This window comes from Streptomyces himalayensis subsp. himalayensis (assembly GCF_013778455.1).
GTDB classification, from domain to species: domain Bacteria; phylum Actinomycetota; class Actinomycetes; order Streptomycetales; family Streptomycetaceae; genus Streptomyces; species Streptomyces himalayensis.
This window is the reverse complement of record NZ_JACEHE010000052.1, coordinates 22,347-39,044: the sequence shown is the minus strand read 5'-3', so window position 1 is coordinate 39,044 and position 16,698 is coordinate 22,347. Positions and strand designations below refer to the sequence as shown.

Sequence of the window (16,698 nt, the reverse complement as noted above, 5' to 3'; positions counted from 1 at the left end):
CCCTCAACTCCCGTAAAGCTGCCGGTACGACGGGTAGCCGCCGCCCGGCCCTTCCACGGACTCGGCGGACAGGACCGCCCGTACGATCGCCCGCGTCACCATGTCCGCGCCGGCCGCGAGGATCTCGTTCAGCGCGAGGGGGTTCCCGGTGGCCAGCGCGCGGTCACCGGTGGCCAGGGCGAAGACGGTGTCGCCGTCATTGAGGAGATGGACCGGGCGCACGGCACGTGCGATGCCGTCGTGCGCCGTGCCCGCGAGCTTCTGCGCCTGCGCGCGAGTCAGCCCGGCGTCGGTGGCGACGACCGCCAGCGTGGTGTTCAGCGGCGCCGGAGCGTTCTGTGTGTTCTTCGCGGCCGACTCCGCCAGCCGACGCTGCGCCGCATCATGGACCGCCGCCGACGGATAGGCCGCGCGCCCTTCGAAGAACTGCCCATAGAGCACGCCTGTCAGCGGGTCGACCGCCGAGCCCGCGGCATTGGCCACCACCAGCGCGGCAACAGTGACACCCGAGTCGAGCAGGGCGCTCGCCGTGCCGACCCCGCCCTTGATGCCGCCGACCACCGCGCCCGTGCCGGCGCCCACGCTGCCCGTCTGCACCGGCGTGCCCAGCTCTGTGCACGCTGCCGCCTCCACCGCTGCCCGGCCCGTCGACGCGTCCGGCCTGGCCCGGAAGTCGCCGCCGCGGCCCAGGTCGAAGACGCATGCCGCCGGGACGACGGGCACGACGTGCGACGGCTCGGGGCCCACCCGTACGCCCCGCCGCCGTTCCTCCAGCCAGGCCATCACCCCGGACGCCGAGTCCAGCCCGTACGCGCTGCCGCCGGTGAGGACGACGGCCTCGACCCGCTGCACCAGATTGCGCGGGTCGAGCGCGTCCGTCTCCTTCGTGCCGGGGCCGCCGCCGCGCACGTCCACGGCCGCGACCGCCCCGCCCTCCGGCGCGAGCACGACGGTGGTGCCGGTGAGCCAGCCGTCCCCGGTCCGGGTGGCGTGCCCCACGCGCAGCCCGGACACATCTGTCAGCGCATCAACTGCCATGTCGGGGTCTCCACCTGTTTTTGATGTGACGAACCTGTTGTCCTGCGACGAAGCCGATGTCCTGCGACCAGGATGCGCCGGTCTGCCCTTGCCGAAGAGAGCTGTGCGCTCCGAAGAGAGGGACTTTCGGCCCGCTGATCGAGGACCAACGCAGCCCCCCGTTCCGTCGTGCCAGGCGTGCAATGGACAGGAAAGCGACGAAGGGACTCGGATCTTGCGCGCGACGACTGGCGCTCCTGCGGAAATGATGGAGCAGACCGTTCACGGGACAGGGCAGACCGCCCACCCTTCTTCCGGGCAGGGTGCCCGGTCCTTCAGGGCCGGGGTGAATGCCCGCTCCCGCGTAGCGGGGCAGGGTTAGCCGAATCGCCTTCAGGGCGATTCGGCGTCTCGCCCGAGATGACGGCGCGTCGCACGACGGCAACCAGCCATGAGTTCAGGGAGCGGTCATCGGCTGCGGCGGCGGCCCGGGCCTGTTCGTGCAGATCGTCGGGGAGTCTCAGGTTCACATGCTTCATGGGACCATTCTGTGTCTAGAATGGTCCCATGTCGAGGTTCCGGATGTACCCCAGGCGTGAGCAGGAGCAGCAGATGCTCCTGCGCTGCGCGCACGCCCGGTACGTGTGGAACCTCGCCGTGGAGCAGCATTCGCACTGGAGGCGCGGGCGGAAACCGGCGCCCTCCTTCGCGGAGCAGTGCCGTCAGCTGACCGAGGCCCGCGCGGAGAATGAGTGGCTGCGTCAGGGCAATGCAGATGTGCAACAGCAGGCGCTGAAGGACTTCACCAAGGCCAAGTCGGCACGGTTTACCTCCGGGTTCGGTAAGCCGACCTGGCGCAAGAAGTACGTGCACGAGGGCTTCCGCGTCATCGGCACCGACCGCCTCCCGGAGTTCGATGACGACGGCTCGCCGAAGCTGAATGCCAAGACAGGCGAGCAAGTCATGGGCCGCTCGGTCGTGGTGCAGAAGCTGAACCGCAAGCGGGCGCAGGTGAAGGTGCCCGGCTGTGGCTGGGTCCGCTTCCGCCTCACCCGCGCCGTACTCCCGGTGGCGAAGACGTTCCGCGTCAACTACCGCAACGGCCAGTGGCACATCGCCTTCGCCGTCATCCCCGAGCCCATCCCGGCGCCCGGCACGAGCGAAGCCATCGGCATCGACCGCGGCGTGACGATCACCGCCGCCCTGTCGGACGGGCGCAAGCTGAACTGCCCGCAGCTCACGGTCAAGGAGCGGGCACAGATCCGCAAGTACCAGCGTCGCGCCGCACGCGCCACCAAGGGCAGTCCGGAGAAGACTGCTGAGTACGCCAAGGTCGCCCGGCTCAAGGCGCGGGAGGCGAACCGGCGCAAGGACTGGTGCGAGAAGACATCAACCATGCTCGCCCAGTCCTATGACGTGATCCGGTTCGAGAAGCTGAACGTCAAGAACATGACCCGCTCGGCGAAGGGCACCGTCGAGCAGCCCGGCAAGAACGTCCGCGCCAAGGCCGGACTCAACCGGGGCATCCTCGCCCAGGGCTGGGGGCTCCTGCGCCAGCGCACCGAACACAAGGCCCCCGGCCGCGTTCAGGACGTCCCGGCCCCCTACACCAGCCTGCGATGCAGCGCCTGCGGATGGATCGACAAGAACTCACGCAAGAGCCAAGCCGAGTTCATCTGCTCCTCCTGCGGCTTCACCTGCAACGCCGACGAGAACGCAGCAACCAACGTCGCGGCAGGACAGGGCGGGATCCTCCGCCCCAGGCGTCAAGCCTGTGCCGGAGGGACGACACCGCCCACACAGCGGTCGAGCGTCCGTGAACCTCAACCCACCTGGGTTGGAATCCCCCTCTTTTAAGAGGGGGAGGATGTCAAAAACTGGCGAGGCCAAGTGGGCGGCGGGAACTCGGCAGGGCTTTCCCCTTGCACGACACCCCCGTCTCCGGCCCCGGAGCAGGTGGCGACGGCCAGGCAGATCTTCGAGGGGCAGGGGCTCAGGGCCGTCTGAGGCCCTTCGCGCCCGGACGTACCCTTGATGCATGAGCACTGCCCCCGCCCCCGAACCGCGCGATCCGAAGGACGCGCTCGTCTTCGACGACCCGCTGACACAGCAGTCCTCGGACGACACCGACCGTGGGTGGGGCGAGGCGCCGGCATCCAGCGGTGACAGCGTCGCCGACCTCGCACGCTTCCTGGACGAGAAGCCGCCCCACCACCTTTGAACCCACCGGGCCGCCGCTGCCGCTAGCGAGTACCGTCCCCGGAACCTCGCTGTGCCACCAGGGCATCGCGGATCTCCTTCAGGAGCTCCAGCTCGGTCGCCTCGATCTTCTCCTGGGCTCCCTCCCTGGCGGCCTTCCGCTCCGCCATCCTTGCGAGGTACTTCGACATGGGAAGCACCATCAGGAAGTAGACCACCGCGGCGGTGATCAGGAAGCTGAGCGTGGCGCTGAGCACCGAGCCCCACATGAGGGGGATGCCGCTCGTGACCGTGCCGGTCTTCTCGTCGAAATCGCACGGTGCCTTCAGGCAGGAGCTGTACCGGTCGAGATCCTTCGTCCCGAACGCGCCGACCAACGGGTTGATGATGCCCTTCACCAGGGCGTTCACGATGTTGGTGAACGCGGCACCGATGACCACCGCGACCGCCAGGTCGATCACATTGCCGCGCATCAGGAAGGTCTTGAAGCCCTCCCAGACGCTCGACGTCTTCTTCACGCTCACCGCGAGGCCTTTCTTCACATCTGCAGGTTGTGGAGCAATCAGCTCCGCAACCTACGGCAGAACGCCTCAGGCCTGCCCAATGAGCCCTCCCCGACGAGCGACTTGACAGCTCGGCGCAGGTTTCGCGTGCGGCTGAGATCAGCACAGTGTCACCGCCAGCCGTGCTGTAGCCCCGGCCCCGGCCAGACGTGCCGCTGTGGTCCGTGGCACGGAGAACACGACCAGGGCCCCGCTCTCCGCCGCGCTGTCCCCGGCGGCCTCGGGGATCTTCGTCACCCGCGCGCCCTTCGCCACCACACGCGGGACCGCGCCGCCCGTCGCCGTGCCGTCGGCCGCGACGACATCGACGCGGTCGCCGGGGCGCAGCAGCCGCACCGTCGCGGCGTCCGCGATTCGCACGGGCGCGGCCACCAGCTCCACGGCCCGCGGTTCGTTCCGGGCCGCGGGTGCCGGGTGTGCCTGGGCCCGCTGCACGTCACGCGGGCCCGTCGCCACGAGCGCGGCCGCCGTCACGGCGAGACCCGCCGCCACGGCACGCCGTCTGTGCCGTACGAGCCGGCGCAGACCATGCCGCCCACCTCGCACGCGCACCGGCGAGAAGTGCGGGACCTCGCACGTCGGGGGAGCGCCCCCGCCCGGCGGACCATGTCGCTGCTCGTGCGTCTGCGCGTCCGTCTCCGGCTGCGCGAGTGACTCCGGCAGCACGAGTGACGCCGGCTGAGGGCGCGAGAGAGACGCGTAACGCAGAGACGCGTGCTGTGAGGACGCGTGCTGTGAAGAGGAGAACTGCGACACGGTGACCACCACCTGCGGTGAGGAGCTCTGCTTGCGCATCCACGATGCAGCTCCTCGCCGCGGCCTGCTGGGGCCCGTGGACTACCGGCCGGTTGTGGACAACTCCCACACCCGAACGGGAAGTTCCGCCCGGCCGCGCCTTCGCGGCCGCGTCCCAGCCCAGCCCAGAACAGACCGGCCCAGCCCAGCCCAGAACAGACCGGCCCAGCCCAGCCCAGCCTGGCCCACAGCCCAGCCCAAAACAGACCGGCCCAGACCTGCCTAGGCGGCCGCCGCCTCCCTCACGGCAGCTCGATGCCCGGATCCATGCCGCCCAGTGCCCGCGTGCACAGGCAGTCCCGCTCCTCGTTCGCCGGCAGGCCGGCCACCGCGTCGAAGAGGACCGTCCGCATCCGGTCCACGTTCGCGGCGAACACCTTCAGCACCTCCTCGTGCGAGACGCCCTCGCCCGTCTCGGCGCCCGCATCGAGGTCGGTGACCAGGGTCAGCGACGTGTAGCAGAGCTCGAGTTCGCGGGCGAGTGCGGCCTCGGGATGGCCCGTCATGCCCACCACCGACCAGCCCTGCGCCGCGTGCCACAGCGACTCGGCCCGGGTCGAGAAGCGGGGCCCTTCGACCACCACGAGCGTGCCACCGTCCACCGGCTCCCAGCCCTGCCCGCGCGCCGCCTTCACCGCGACCCGGCGGCCCACGGGGCAGTACGGGTCGGCCAACGAGACATGCACGACGTTCGGAACGGGGCCTCCTCCGGGCAGCGGAAGCCCGTCGAAGTACGTCTGCACCCGCTCCTTCGTACGGTCCACGAACTGGTCCGGCACCAGCAGAGTCCCGGGCCCGTACTCCGCCCGCAGCCCGCCGACCGCGCACGGCCCCAGCACCTGGCGCACGCCCAGGGAGCGCAGCGCCCACATGTTCGCGCGGTAGTTGATCCGGTGCGGAGGAAGGTGGTGGCTGCGGCCGTGGCGGGGGAGGAAGGCGACCCGCCGGCCGGCCAGGTCACCGAGGAAGAGCGAGTCGCTCGGCGCCCCGTAAGGGGTGTCGACCTGTACCTCGGTCACGTCGTCCAGGAAGGAGTAGAAGCCGGAGCCGCCGATGACGCCGATCTCCGCGGAGGGCTCTGTGCCCGCCCCGCCGGTGATCTCTGCGTCTGCCTTGTTCGCCAGGGTCGCCATGGTCAGCACAGTAGCCGTGCCGGGGAACCGCCGAAGACCCCGCCGTCGAAAAACGGCAGGGTCTCGTGGGACAGCATCGAGAAAGGCCTGCGGACAGCCTCCTGAAAGGACTGCAGAAAGCCTCGTGAAAGGCCCTGCGCGGCGGCCTTACGCAGCAGAGGTGCTGTGTGGTTGCACAGCAGGGGAGCTGTGGCTACGCAGCGGAGGAGCTGGAGGAGCTTGAAGTGTCTGACGAGCTCGAAGTGCCGGACGAGCTGGTGGAGGACTTGGAGTCCGAAGACGCGGCCTTCGACTCCGACGGCTTCGACGACGAGGCGGGCGAGCTGCTCGAGGACGAGCCGCGGCTGTCGTTGCGGTAGAAGCCTGAGCCCTTGAAGACGATGCCGACCGCGGAGAACACCTTCTTCAGGCGGCCGTCGCAGCTGGGGCACACGGTCAGGGCGTCGTCGGTGAACTTCTGCACCGCCTCGAGGCCCTCGCCGCACTCGGTGCACTGGTACTGATAGGTCGGCACTTGCTTCCTCCTGGCACTCTCACTCGATGAGTGCTAACGACGGTCCATAGTGACGTATTCCCCGGGATCAGTCCACTGCGAGCGGCACGCGGTGACCGACGCCACGTGCCACCGTCCGCCCCTCGGGCCGCGGCACGAGTCGCGTACGCAGCGTCACAACGGTCACCAGGGCCAGCCCCGTACCGGCCAGCGGCACCAGGAATCCGGCGCCGTTCCAGAGGCGGTCCTCCAGTTGCCCGGCGAGCGTGACCGCCGCGGCCTGGCCCAGCGCGACCGCGGCGGTCAGCCAGGTGAAGGCCTCGGTACGCGCGGTGGGCGCCACCAGACGGTCGACGAGCGTGTAGCCGGTGATCAGGGCGGGGGCGATGCAGGCGCCGACGAGCAGCCCGATCGCGGCCAGCAGCAGCACGGAGTGCGCGGTCCACAGCCCGGAGGCCGCCAGAGCCAGCGCCGCGTATCCGACGACGAGCCGCCGCTGAGGGGCCGCCTTCCAGGCGATCGCTCCGCAGACGATGCCGGAGAGCATGTTGCCCGCGGCGAAGACACCGTAGAGGACTCCGTTCAGGCCCGGTTCCCCGATCGACCGGGTGAACGCGGCCAGCGAGACCTGCATGCCGCCGAAGACGGAGCCGATGCCCAGGAAGGCCACGGCCAGCACTCGCACGCCGGGCACCCGGAGGGCGGGCACGCGCTCCACGCGCGCGTGCCCGTCACCTCCGGCCGTCACCTTCGCGCTGCCCCTCAAGGAGTGGGACCGCTGCGGCGGCACGGAATCGGACTCCTGCGGCCGCACGGAAACGGATTGCTGCGGCTGCGTGCCCGCCTGGGCCGCGAAGAGCAGCCCGCCGCCCAGCGTCAGCACCGCCTCAGCCACCAGGCCGGCCGCCGGGTCCACGGCCGTGCACAGCGCGGTCGCGAGCAGGGGGCCTAGGACGAACGTCAGCTCGTCCGTGACGGACTCGAACGCGGCGGCCGTCGTCAGCAGTGGCGAGTCCCGCAGCGTGGCTGCCCAATGGGCCCGCACCATCGGACCGATCTGCGGTACGGAGGCGCCGGTCGGCACGGCGGCCGCGAACAGCACCCACAGAGGCGCATGCGACAACGCGAGCACCGTCAGCGTCAGCGCGGCCGCCGCGTGCACCAGGACGCCGGGCAGCAGCACGGTGCGCTGTCCGAAACGGTCGGCCCACGTGCCGGTGAGGGGCGCGAACAGCGCCATCGCGACACCGGTGACGGCGGCGACGGCGCCCGCGGCACCGTAGGAGCCGGTGGTGTGCTGCACCAGCAGCACGATGGAGACGGTCAGCATCGCGAACGGCTGCCGCGCCGCGAATGCGGGGAGCAGGAACGCCCAGGCGCCACGCGTGCGCAGCAGCTGTCCGTAGCCAGGACGGGATGCCCCAGAGTGGGATGCCCCAGGACGGGATGCCCCAGAGTGGGATGCCTCAGGGTGGGATGACCCCCGGCGGGAGGCCCCAGGGCGGGACGACTTCGAGGTGACCGTGGATGCCACGGCCCGTGCCTTTCTGCCGCCTGGTAGCGCGCCCGTGCGGGGGCGCCGAGAGCTGTCCTCTTGCGCTGGACTGCGGTAGATACCGGGCGGGCCCCTGAGGGCGCCACGGCCGCCATACGGTCGCGCCAGCTCTGCGTCAGGCAGAGTTGGTCCGATCAGGTCGCCTCATCGTACAAGTCCATCGCCGGCCTCACGGACTCCCGCCCGTCCCCAGCCAACCGGCCAGCTTGCCTCCCTGCCCCACCGCACGCAGTCGCGCCTCGGCGGCGTCCCGCACGGGATCGGTCGCCACCACGAGCAGTTCGTCGCCGCGCCGCAGCACGGTCGTCGGAAGCGGCACGAACGACTTCCCGTCGCGGACCACGAGCGTGACCGCGGCGCCCGCGGGCAGCCGCAGTTCGTTGATCTCCACGCCGTGCATCTTGGATCCCTTCGGGATCGCCACGGACAGCAGATGCCCGCCAAGGCGCTCCAGGGGCGCCGACTCGATGCCCAGGTCGGCGGCCTCGGCGGTCTCGGCGAGGCGCATCTTCCGGGCCAGCCAGGGCAGTGTCGGCCCCTGGACGAGGGTGTAGACGACGACCAGTACGAAGACGATGTTGAAGATCCGGCGGCTGTGCTCGACGTCGAACACCATCGGGATGGTGGCGAGAATGATGGGCACGGCGCCGCGCAGACCCGCCCACGACATGAGCGCCTGCTCCCGCCACGGCATTCGGAACGGCAGCAGGCTGACCACCACCGACAGCGGTCGCGCCACCATGGTCAGGACCAGGCCGATGACGACGGCGGGCAGCACGTCGTCCGCCAGGTCGTGTGGCGTGACGAGCAGGCCGAGCAGGACGAACATGCCGATCTGGGCTATCCAGCCGACGCCCTCGGCGAAGCCGCGCGTGGCCGGCCAGTGCGGCAGCCTTGCGTTGCCGAGCACCATCGCGGCGAGGTACACGGCGAGGAAGCCGCTGCCGTGCGCGAGTGCCCCGACCGCGTAGGCGCTGACCGCGATCGCCATGACCGCGATCGGATAGAGGCCGGACGCGGGCAGCGCCACGTGCCGCAGTCCGAAGGCGCCGAGCCAGCCCACCGCGAGCCCGATCGCCGCGCCGATCGCCAGCTCCAGGGCGATCTCGCCGACGAGCACGTACCAGTGCTCCACCGGGCCGGCCGTGGAGAACGCCACGACGAGGATCACCACGGGGGCGTCGTTGAAGCCCGACTCGGCCTCGAGCATGCCGGACACGCGCGCGGGGAGGGGCACTTTCCGCAGTACCGAGAACACCGCCGCCGCGTCCGTCGACGACACCACCGCGCCGATGATGAGCGCCTGCCGCCATTCCAGCCCGACCAGGTAGTGCGCACCCGCCGCCGTGACGCCGACGCTCACCGCCACGCCGGCCGTCGCGAGCGTCGCAGCGGCCGGAAGTGCCGGCCTGATCTCCTTCCACTTCGTGCCCAGGCCGCCCTCGGCGAGGATCACGACAAGTGCGGCATAGCCGATCACCTGGGTGAGCTGGGCGTTGTTGAAGGAGATATGGCCGGGGCCGTCCTGCCCCATGGCGATGCCGATCCCCAGGTAGATGAGCAGGCTGGGGAGTCCGCTGCGCGAGGAGAGACGAACCGCTGCCACGGCGACGAGCAGAACGAGCGAGCAGACGAGCAGGAGCTGGTTGAGGTGGTGGACTGTCAGCGGCCGTTCCTTCCCCTGGTGGAGCCATTGTGCTCTTGTGCGGGCAGCAGGCGTCTTGCGCGAGAGCCGGGTTACTTCGTTACCTTACCTAATGGTTAACGCGTTCTTGACGCCTCGGCGGCGCCTTCGAACGTACGTCACCCACAGGTCGCCCCCGCTTCCTGACCTTGCGTCCGGGGCGGAAGTGTCCTGCGCCTATGGTTGCTCCAGCGCTCACACATCCGCACAGCCCGTTCTGCCGCTCGCGAAGGACAGCAAGGACAGCGATGCCCTCGAATCACACCGCCTCTTCCGGTCAGGAGCCCGGCAAGTCCGGCAGGAAGAAGGGCCGCCGCGCCCGATTGATCGTGATCGTCCTGGTTCTTGCCGTCATCGCGGGCGCGGGCTGCGGCGCGTATTGGGGCGTCAGCACGGTCCGCGCCTCCCTCCCGCAGACGAAGGGGTCGATCAAGCTCGACGGTCTCTCCGGACCGGTCGACGTGAAGCGCGACAGCTACGGGATCCCGCAGATCTACGCCTCGTCCGACGAGGACCTGTTCATGGCCCAGGGCTATGTGCAGGCGCAGGACCGGTTCTGGGAGATGGACGTACGCCGTCATATGACCTCCGGCCGCCTCTCGGAGATGTTCGGCAAGAGCCAGGTCAAGACGGACGAGTTCCTGCGCACCCTCGGCTGGCGCCGGGTGGCGGAGGAGGAGTACAAGTCCAAGCTGTCGGCGGAGACCAAGAAGTACCTCCAGGCATACGCCAAGGGCGTCAACGCCTACCTCGAGGGCAAGGACGGCGAGGATCTCTCCGTCGAGTACGCGGCGCTCGGCTTCACCAACGACTACAAGCCGGAGAAGTGGTCGCCGGTCGACTCGGTGGCCTGGCTCAAGGCCATGGCCTGGGATCTGCGCGGCAACATGCAGGACGAGATCGACCGTTCGCTGATGACGAGCCGCCTCGGCCCGTCCCAGATCAAGGACCTGTACCCCGCATACCCGTACGACCGGAACGAGCCGATCGTGCAGGAGGGCGCGTACAACGCCGCCACCAAGACGTACGGGCCGGGGAGCTCGGCGAGCACGCAGACACAGACGCAGACGCAGTCCGGCACCACCGCCGGCACGGGGCTCGCGGGCGGCACCACCGCCCCGTCGGGGGTGGGGACGCAGCTGTCGGCGATCTCCGACGTCCTGGACGAGGTGCCGTCGGTCTTCGGGCCGAACGGCAACGGCATCGGTTCCAACTCCTGGGTGGTCTCCGGCGCGCACACCATCACCGGCAAGCCGCTGCTCGCCAACGACCCGCACCTGGCGCCTCAGCTGCCGTCGATCTGGTACCAGATGGGCCTGCACTGCCGGGGCGTCTCCGACACCTGCCAGTACGACGTCTCCGGCTACACGTTCTCCGGCATGCCCGGCGTGGTCATCGGCCACAACCAGGACATCGCGTGGGGCATGACCAACCTGGGCGCGGACGTCACGGACCTGTACCTGGAGAAGTTCACCGGCGACGGCTACCAGTACGACGGCAAGGTGAAGCCCTTCAAGACCCGCAAGGAGACCATCAAGGTCGCGGACGGCGCGAGCAAGACGATCATCGTCCGGGAGACCGACAACGGGCCGCTGCTGTCCGACCGCGACGACGAACTGGTCAAGGTCGGCCAGAAAGCCACCGTCGACGCGGCGGCACCCGACCGCGGCGACGGCTACGGCGTGTCGCTGCGCTGGACCGCGCTGACGCCCGGCAACTCCATGGACGCCGTGTTCGAGCTGAACAAGGCGGCCAACTGGACCGAGTTCCGCAAGGCCGCCGCCGACTTCGACGTGCCCTCGCAGAACCTCATCTACGCGGACACCACGGGCAACATCGGCTACCAGGCGCCCGGCAGGATCCCGACGCGCGGCTCCGGCTACGACGGTTCGCTGCCCGCCCCGGGCTGGGACTCCAAGTATGGCTGGACGGGCTACATCAAGCAGTCCGAGCTGCCCTACGAGTACAACCCGAAGCGCGGGTACATCGTGACCGCGAACCAGGCCGTGATAAACCCGGACAAGTACCCGTACGCGCTCACGGCGGACTGGGGCTACGGCGCGCGCAGCCAGCGGATCAACGACCTCATCCAGTCGAAGATCAAGAACGGCGGCAAGATCTCCACCGAGGACATGCGCCAGATGCAGACGGACAACAGCAGCGAGATCGCCCGGCTGCTCGTGCCCAAGCTGCTCAAGATCGACGTCTCCGACCCGTATGTCCGCGAGGCGCAGAAGCTGCTGGAGGGCTGGGACTACACCCAGGACGCCGACTCGGCGGCGGCCGCGTACTTCAACGCGGTCTGGCGCAACATCCTCAAGCTCGCCTTCGGCAACAAGCTCCCCAAAGAGCTGCGGGTCGAGGGCCAGTGCCTGAACGTCGAGCCCGCGGGCAACACCGGCCCGGTCGACGAGGACACCACCAAGATCCGCGAGTGCGGTCAGCGCGACGCGGACTCGGCGCAGCCGGACGGCGGCGACCGCTGGTACGAGGTGGTCCGGGGGATCCTCGAGGACGAGGACAACGACTGGTGGACGGCTCCGAAGACGCGGACGGAGCCCGCGGCCACGAACCGTGACGAGCTGTTCGCGCGGGCCCTGCAGGACGCCCGCTGGGAGCTGACGGCCAAGCTCGGCAAGGACATCGACACCTGGAGCTGGGGCCGCCTGCACCGGCTGTTCCTGAAGAACCAGACGCTGGGCACCGAGGGCCCGGGCTTCCTGCAGTACGTGCTGAACCGCGGCCCGTGGAAGCTCAGCGGCGGCGAGGCCGCGGTCGACGCGACCGGCTGGAACGCGGCGGGCGGCTACGGAGTGATCTGGGTGCCGTCGATGCGGATGGTGGTGAACCTCGGGGACCTCGACAAGTCCAGGTGGATCAACCTCACCGGCGCTTCGGGACACACCTACAGCGCGCACTACACCGACCAGACGGACAAGTGGGCCGAGGGCGAACTCCTGCCGTGGGTCTTCTCGGAGAAGTCGGTCGGCGCCGCCACGGAGGACACCCTGGTGCTGCGGCCCTGACGGTCCGGCTCCGCCGAAGTGGCCCCGCACGCACGCGTGCGGGGCCCTTCGCATACGAGGGGGCCGGGATCAGCGGAAGCGGCGTACTCCCGAAGGCGTCACCACGGCATGCACCGGCCGGTCGTGCGACTCCTCGGGGACGCGCTCGACGACCTCGCTGTCGTACAGCAGCACCACCAGCGCCGGATTCACGCCCGCCCGCTCCAGGCGCGCGAGCACCCGGTCGTACGAGCCTCCGCCGCGCCCCAGCCGCATCCCGCGCGCATCCACGGCGAGCCCCGGCAGCAGGACGGCGTCCGCCTCCAGGACGGCGTCGGGTCCGAGCCGTGCGCCCGCCGGCTCAAGGAGTTCGATCTTCCCCGGGTGCCGGACGCCGACGAGCGAGCCCTCGCCCCCGTACGCCCCCCAGTCGAGGTCGTTGTCGGCCAGCAGCACCGGCAGCAGGACGCGCACCGCGCGTGCGTGCAGTGCGTCGAGCAACGCGCGCGTGCCCGGCTCTCTGCCCATCGAGACATAGGCCGCGACCGTGCGGGCACCTGAGAGCTCCGGCAACTCCAGGGCCCGGTCGGCGAGAACCGCCGCCGCCTCCCGCACGTCATCCTCTGTCAACCGGCTTCTCACCGAGACGAATCCCCGCCGCAACATTCGCTTGCCAGGCTCGGTGCCGCTCGTGGCGTGATTCATGGTGTTCTCATAACTCCTCATATTCGGCTCATATGAGAGCGAATTGACCGGACCCACAGATTCCGCACATTGGCACCGGTTATGGTTGCGGACATGACTGAGTCGTCGCATCCAAGGATCAGCAAGGCTGTCATTCCCGCAGCAGGCCTCGGCACCCGGTTCCTGCCGGCCACCAAGGCCACTCCCAAGGAGATGCTGCCGGTCGTCGACAAGCCCGCGATCCAGTACGTGGTCGAGGAAGCCGTGTCCGCCGGCCTCGACGACGTCCTCATGATCACGGGCCGCAACAAGCGCCCCCTGGAGGACCATTTCGACCGCAATTACGAGCTGGAATCCGCCCTGCAGAAGAAGGGCGACGGCGACCGGCTCGCCAAGGTCCAGGAATCCAGCGACCTCGCGACGATGCACTACGTACGCCAGGGCGACCCCAAGGGCCTCGGCCACGCCATCCTGTGCGCCGCGCCGCACGTAGGCCACGAGCCCTTCGCCGTCCTCCTCGGCGACGACCTGATCGACCCGCGCGACCCCCTGCTCGCGCGCATGATCGAGGTCCAGGAGCAGCGCGGCGGCAGCGTCATCGCGCTCATGGAGGTCGACCCGGCCCAGATCCACCTCTACGGCTGCGCGGCCGTGGAGCCCACAGAGGACAGCGACGTCGTCGAGGTCACCGGCCTGGTCGAGAAGCCCGACGCGGCGGACGCCCCCAGCAACTACGCGATCATCGGACGCTACGTCCTCGACCCGTACATCTTCGACATACTCCGCAAGACCGAGCCGGGCCGCGGCGGCGAGATCCAGATCACCGACGCCCTGCAGAAGCTGGCCGAGGAGCACCGCGGCACCGACGGGGGCGGGGCCGGCGGCCCCGTGCACGGCGTGGTCTTCAAGGGCCGCCGCTATGACACCGGCGATCGTGGCGACTATCTGCGTGCCATTGTCAGACTCGCGTGCGAACGTGAAGACCTGGGCCCGGACTTCCGGACCTGGCTTCGCAGTTACGTCACCGAGGAGATGTAGCAATTTGAGCAACGCCGCGACCCGCGTCACCGGCCAGGACCACATCTGGTCGGTGACCGAGCACCTGGAGGACATCCTCGCTACCGTCCGGCCCCTGGAGCCCATCGAGCTGCATCTGCTCGACGCCCAGGGCTGCGTCCTCGTCGAGGACGTCACGGTGCCGGTGTCCCTGCCGCCCTTCGACAACAGCTCGATGGACGGGTACGCGGTCCGGGTCGCCGACGTGTCGGGTGCGAGCGAGGAGTTCCCTGCCGTGCTGACGGTCGTCGGCGACGTCGCCGCGGGCCAGGCCGCGCAGCCCGCGGTCGGGCCCGGCCAGGCCGCCCGCATCATGACCGGCGCCCCGCTGCCGCCCGGCGCCGAGACCGTCGTCCCGGTTGAGTGGACCGACGGCGGACTGGGCGCGGGTCCCGTCTCCGGCATGCGCGCCCACAGCGCCGCCCCGGAGGGCTCCTACGGGCGGGTCCATGTGTACCGCCCGGCGGAGGCACGCGCGCACGTGCGCGCGAAAGGCAGCGACGTCAAGGCCGGAGAGCGCGCACTGGAGGCGGGCGCGGTTCTCGGCCCGCCGCAGATCGCCCTGCTCGCCGCCATCGGCCGCGGCACCGTCCGGGTACGCCCGCGCCCGCGCGTCGTCGTCCTGTCCACCGGCAGCGAACTCGTCCAGCCCGGCGAGAAGTTGGACGACGGCCAGATCTACGACTCCAACAGCTTCGCGCTCACCGCGGCCGCCCGTGACGCCGGAGCGATCGCCTACCGCGTGGGCGCCGTGGCCGACGACGCCGACACCCTGCGCGCCACCATCGAGGACCAGCTGATCCGCGCCGACCTGATCGTCACCACGGGCGGCGTCAGCGTCGGCGCCTACGACGTCGTCAAGGAGGCCCTGTCCTACGTCGGCGACGAGGACGAGGCCGGCAGCGGCATCGAGTTCCGCAAGCTGGCCATGCAGCCGGGCAAGCCCCAGGGCTTCGGCTCCATCGGCCCCGACCACACCCCGCTGCTGGCGCTGCCCGGCAACCCCGTCTCGTCGTACGTCTCGTTCGAGCTGTTCGTGCGCCCCGCGATCCGCACCCTGATGGGGCTCGCGGACGTCCACCGGCCGACCGCACAGGCGGTCCTGGCGACCGGCAAGGCGCTCTCCTCGCCCGCGGCCAAGCGACAGTTCCTGCGAGGGCGGTACGACGCGGAGGCGGGCACCGTCACGCCCGTCGGCGGGGCGGGGTCGCATCTCATCGCCGCCCTCGCGCACGCGGACGCGCTGATCGTCGTCCCCGAGGACACCACCTCGGTCGAGCCGGGCGCGGAGGTCGAAGTGATCCTGCTCGGCTGAGCATCGGCCGGTCGGGCGGGAGTAACCTGTCGCGCACACAAGGCCCGCGCGCTCGGCGTCGGCCCTGACCAGGAGCGCGACAGCGAATGACCGTGTTTTCCCGGGGGGAGACCCCCGGACCTCCGGAGCCGGAACGGCTGACGCACATCGACGACGCGGGCGCCGCCCGCATGGTCGACGTATCCGGCAAGGACGTGACCGCGCGCACCGCCCGCGCCACCGGCCGCGTTCTCGTCGCGCCCCGCGTGGTCGAGTTGCTGCGCGGGGAGGGCGTCCCCAAGGGCGATGCCCTCGCGACCGCCCGTATCGCGGGCATCATGGGCGCCAAGCGCACCCCGGACCTGATCCCGCTGTGCCACCCGCTGGCCGTCTCCGGCGTCAAGGTGGATCTGTCGGTCGCCGACGACGCCGTGGAGATCACCGCCACGGTGAAGACGACGGACCGCACGGGCGTCGAGATGGAGGCCCTCACCGCCGTCACCGTGGCGGCGCTCACGGTGATCGACATGGTCAAGGCCGTCGACAAGGGCGCCGTCATCACGGACGTACGGGTGGAGGAGAAGACGGGCGGGAAGTCGGGGGACTGGCACCGGGCGGGGGGCGCGGCATGAGCGCCGCCGACTCGCACGCGCACGCGCACGTGCCCGCGCACAGCGATGCGGCTGCACCGCGCCGTGCCCTCGTGGTCACCGCGTCGAACCGCGCGGCGGCCGGGGTCTACGCCGACAAGGGCGGGCCCTTGATCGCCGAGGCACTGACGGCGCTCGGCTTCGCCGTCGACGGCCCTCAGGTGGTGCCCGACGGCGACCCCGTCGAGCAGGCGCTTCGGGCCGGTGTCGAGGCGGGGTACGACGTCATCCTCACCACGGGAGGCACCGGCATCTCGCCCAGCGACCGCACGCCGGAGGCCACCCGGCGCGTCATCGACTACGAGGTGCCGGGCATTCCTGAGGCCATTCGCTCGTTCGGACAGGTGAAGGTGCCCACGGCGGTTCTCTCCCGGGGGCTTGCCGGGGTCGCCGGGCGGACGCTGATCGTCAACCTGCCCGGCTCCACCGGCGGCGTCCGGGACGGCCTCGCCGTCCTGGAGCCCCTGCTGGTGCACGCCGTCGACCAGATCCGCGGCGGCGACCACCCCAGACCCTCCCCCAGTGCCTCAGAGGCCTGGGAGGTACCCCCAGGGGGTGTGAGCTGAACAG

Annotated in this window: 16 protein-coding genes; 7 read left to right on the top strand and 9 right to left on the bottom strand. The window is 70.3% G+C overall.

Annotation, left to right across the window (positions count from 1 at the left end; genetic code table 11):
- Positions 1–3 precede the first annotated feature (3 nt).
- Entirely contained in the window at positions 4–1,038 is a 1,035-nt protein-coding gene (locus tag H1D24_RS39660) for a P1 family peptidase (RefSeq protein WP_181662623.1), read from the bottom strand.
- A 314-nt stretch (positions 1,039–1,352) separates the two neighbouring features.
- Entirely contained in the window at positions 1,353–1,556 is a 204-nt protein-coding gene (locus H1D24_RS39655; protein ID WP_220137748.1) for a toxin-antitoxin system HicB family antitoxin, read from the bottom strand.
- Positions 1,557–1,584: 28 nt separating this feature from the next.
- Between H1D24_RS39655 and H1D24_RS39650 the strand changes: the two genes are divergently transcribed.
- Both H1D24_RS39650 and H1D24_RS39645 read left to right on the top strand, forming a co-directional pair.
- A complete protein-coding gene (locus tag H1D24_RS39650) occupies positions 1,585–2,874 on the top strand; it encodes an RNA-guided endonuclease InsQ/TnpB family protein (protein ID WP_181662622.1) in 1,290 nt (429 codons plus the stop codon).
- Between the two features lie 181 nt (positions 2,875–3,055).
- Complete coding sequence (locus H1D24_RS39645; protein WP_181662621.1) at positions 3,056–3,238, top strand: hypothetical protein; 183 nt, start codon at positions 3,056–3,058, stop codon at positions 3,236–3,238.
- Between the two features lie 22 nt (positions 3,239–3,260).
- Here the strand turns inward: H1D24_RS39645 and mscL are convergent, their stop codons facing one another.
- From mscL to H1D24_RS39615, 6 genes are all read right to left on the bottom strand, one after another.
- On the bottom strand, positions 3,261–3,740 hold the full coding sequence (mscL, locus tag H1D24_RS39640; protein ID WP_181662628.1) for a large conductance mechanosensitive channel protein MscL: 480 nt from the start codon (positions 3,738–3,740) through the stop codon (positions 3,261–3,263).
- Positions 3,741–3,878: 138 nt separating this feature from the next.
- Entirely contained in the window at positions 3,879–4,331 is a 453-nt protein-coding gene (locus tag H1D24_RS39635) for a hypothetical protein (RefSeq protein WP_374064711.1), read from the bottom strand.
- A 485-nt stretch (positions 4,332–4,816) separates the two neighbouring features.
- Positions 4,817–5,707, bottom strand: a complete 891-nt coding sequence (locus H1D24_RS39630) for an S-methyl-5'-thioadenosine phosphorylase (protein WP_181662620.1) — start codon at positions 5,705–5,707, stop codon at positions 4,817–4,819.
- Positions 5,708–5,900: 193 nt separating this feature from the next.
- On the bottom strand, positions 5,901–6,221 hold the full coding sequence (locus H1D24_RS39625) for an FmdB family zinc ribbon protein (RefSeq protein WP_181662619.1): 321 nt from the start codon (positions 6,219–6,221) through the stop codon (positions 5,901–5,903).
- Between the two features lie 67 nt (positions 6,222–6,288).
- Positions 6,289–7,596: an MFS transporter gene (locus H1D24_RS39620; RefSeq protein ID WP_258564698.1), complete on the bottom strand. Its 1,308-nt coding sequence runs from the start codon at positions 7,594–7,596 to the stop codon at positions 6,289–6,291.
- Between the two features lie 328 nt (positions 7,597–7,924).
- On the bottom strand, positions 7,925–9,421 hold the full coding sequence (locus tag H1D24_RS39615) for a potassium/proton antiporter (RefSeq protein WP_181662626.1): 1,497 nt from the start codon (positions 9,419–9,421) through the stop codon (positions 7,925–7,927).
- Between the two features lie 266 nt (positions 9,422–9,687).
- On the opposite strand from H1D24_RS39615, the gene H1D24_RS39610 reads away from it, so the two are divergent.
- Entirely contained in the window at positions 9,688–12,465 is a 2,778-nt protein-coding gene (locus tag H1D24_RS39610) for a penicillin acylase family protein (protein ID WP_181662617.1), read from the top strand.
- 69 nt (positions 12,466–12,534) lie between these two features.
- Here H1D24_RS39610 and H1D24_RS39605 read toward each other — a convergent pair whose 3' ends face one another.
- The gene (locus tag H1D24_RS39605) at positions 12,535–13,149 is read right to left on the bottom strand and encodes a 5-formyltetrahydrofolate cyclo-ligase (protein WP_181662616.1); all 615 of its coding nucleotides are present in this window, start codon (positions 13,147–13,149) and stop codon (positions 12,535–12,537) included.
- 93 nt (positions 13,150–13,242) lie between these two features.
- Between H1D24_RS39605 and galU the strand changes: the two genes are divergently transcribed.
- The 4 genes from galU to H1D24_RS39585 all read left to right on the top strand — a co-directional run bounded on the left by galU (position 13,243) and on the right by H1D24_RS39585 (position 16,694).
- Positions 13,243–14,166, top strand: coding sequence for a UTP--glucose-1-phosphate uridylyltransferase GalU (galU, locus tag H1D24_RS39600; RefSeq protein ID WP_181662615.1), 924 nt, complete (start codon positions 13,243–13,245; stop codon positions 14,164–14,166).
- 4 nt (positions 14,167–14,170) lie between these two features.
- Positions 14,171–15,499: a molybdotransferase-like divisome protein Glp gene (glp, locus tag H1D24_RS39595; protein ID WP_181662614.1), complete on the top strand. Its 1,329-nt coding sequence runs from the start codon at positions 14,171–14,173 to the stop codon at positions 15,497–15,499.
- An 86-nt stretch (positions 15,500–15,585) separates the two neighbouring features.
- Complete coding sequence (gene moaC, locus H1D24_RS39590) at positions 15,586–16,110, top strand: cyclic pyranopterin monophosphate synthase MoaC (RefSeq protein WP_181662613.1); 525 nt, start codon at positions 15,586–15,588, stop codon at positions 16,108–16,110.
- Complete coding sequence (locus H1D24_RS39585; RefSeq protein ID WP_181662612.1) at positions 16,107–16,694, top strand: MogA/MoaB family molybdenum cofactor biosynthesis protein; 588 nt, start codon at positions 16,107–16,109, stop codon at positions 16,692–16,694. Before moaC ends, H1D24_RS39585 begins: the two co-directional genes overlap by 4 nt.
- The last annotated feature ends 4 nt before the right edge of the window (positions 16,695–16,698 follow it).

What these genes read in the sequence shown, in the direction of transcription:
- H1D24_RS39660 (WP_181662623.1), bottom strand. Translation starts at nt 1,038, where the DNA reads ATGGCAGTTGATGCGCTGACAGATGTGTCCGGGCTGCGCGTGGGGCAC.
- H1D24_RS39655 (WP_220137748.1), bottom strand. Translation starts at nt 1,556, where the DNA reads ATGAAGCATGTGAACCTGAGACTCCCCGACGATCTGCACGAACAGGCC.
- H1D24_RS39650 (WP_181662622.1), top strand. Translation starts at nt 1,585, where the DNA reads ATGTCGAGGTTCCGGATGTACCCCAGGCGTGAGCAGGAGCAGCAGATG.
- H1D24_RS39645 (WP_181662621.1), top strand. Translation starts at nt 3,056, where the DNA reads ATGAGCACTGCCCCCGCCCCCGAACCGCGCGATCCGAAGGACGCGCTC.
- H1D24_RS39630 (WP_181662620.1), bottom strand. Translation starts at nt 5,707, where the DNA reads ATGGCGACCCTGGCGAACAAGGCAGACGCAGAGATCACCGGCGGGGCG.
- H1D24_RS39610 (WP_181662617.1), top strand. Translation starts at nt 9,688, where the DNA reads ATGCCCTCGAATCACACCGCCTCTTCCGGTCAGGAGCCCGGCAAGTCC.
- H1D24_RS39605 (WP_181662616.1), bottom strand. Translation starts at nt 13,149, where the DNA reads ATGAATCACGCCACGAGCGGCACCGAGCCTGGCAAGCGAATGTTGCGG.
- galU (WP_181662615.1), top strand. Translation starts at nt 13,243, where the DNA reads ATGACTGAGTCGTCGCATCCAAGGATCAGCAAGGCTGTCATTCCCGCA.
- moaC (WP_181662613.1), top strand. Translation starts at nt 15,586, where the DNA reads ATGACCGTGTTTTCCCGGGGGGAGACCCCCGGACCTCCGGAGCCGGAA.
- H1D24_RS39585 (WP_181662612.1), top strand. Translation starts at nt 16,107, where the DNA reads ATGAGCGCCGCCGACTCGCACGCGCACGCGCACGTGCCCGCGCACAGC.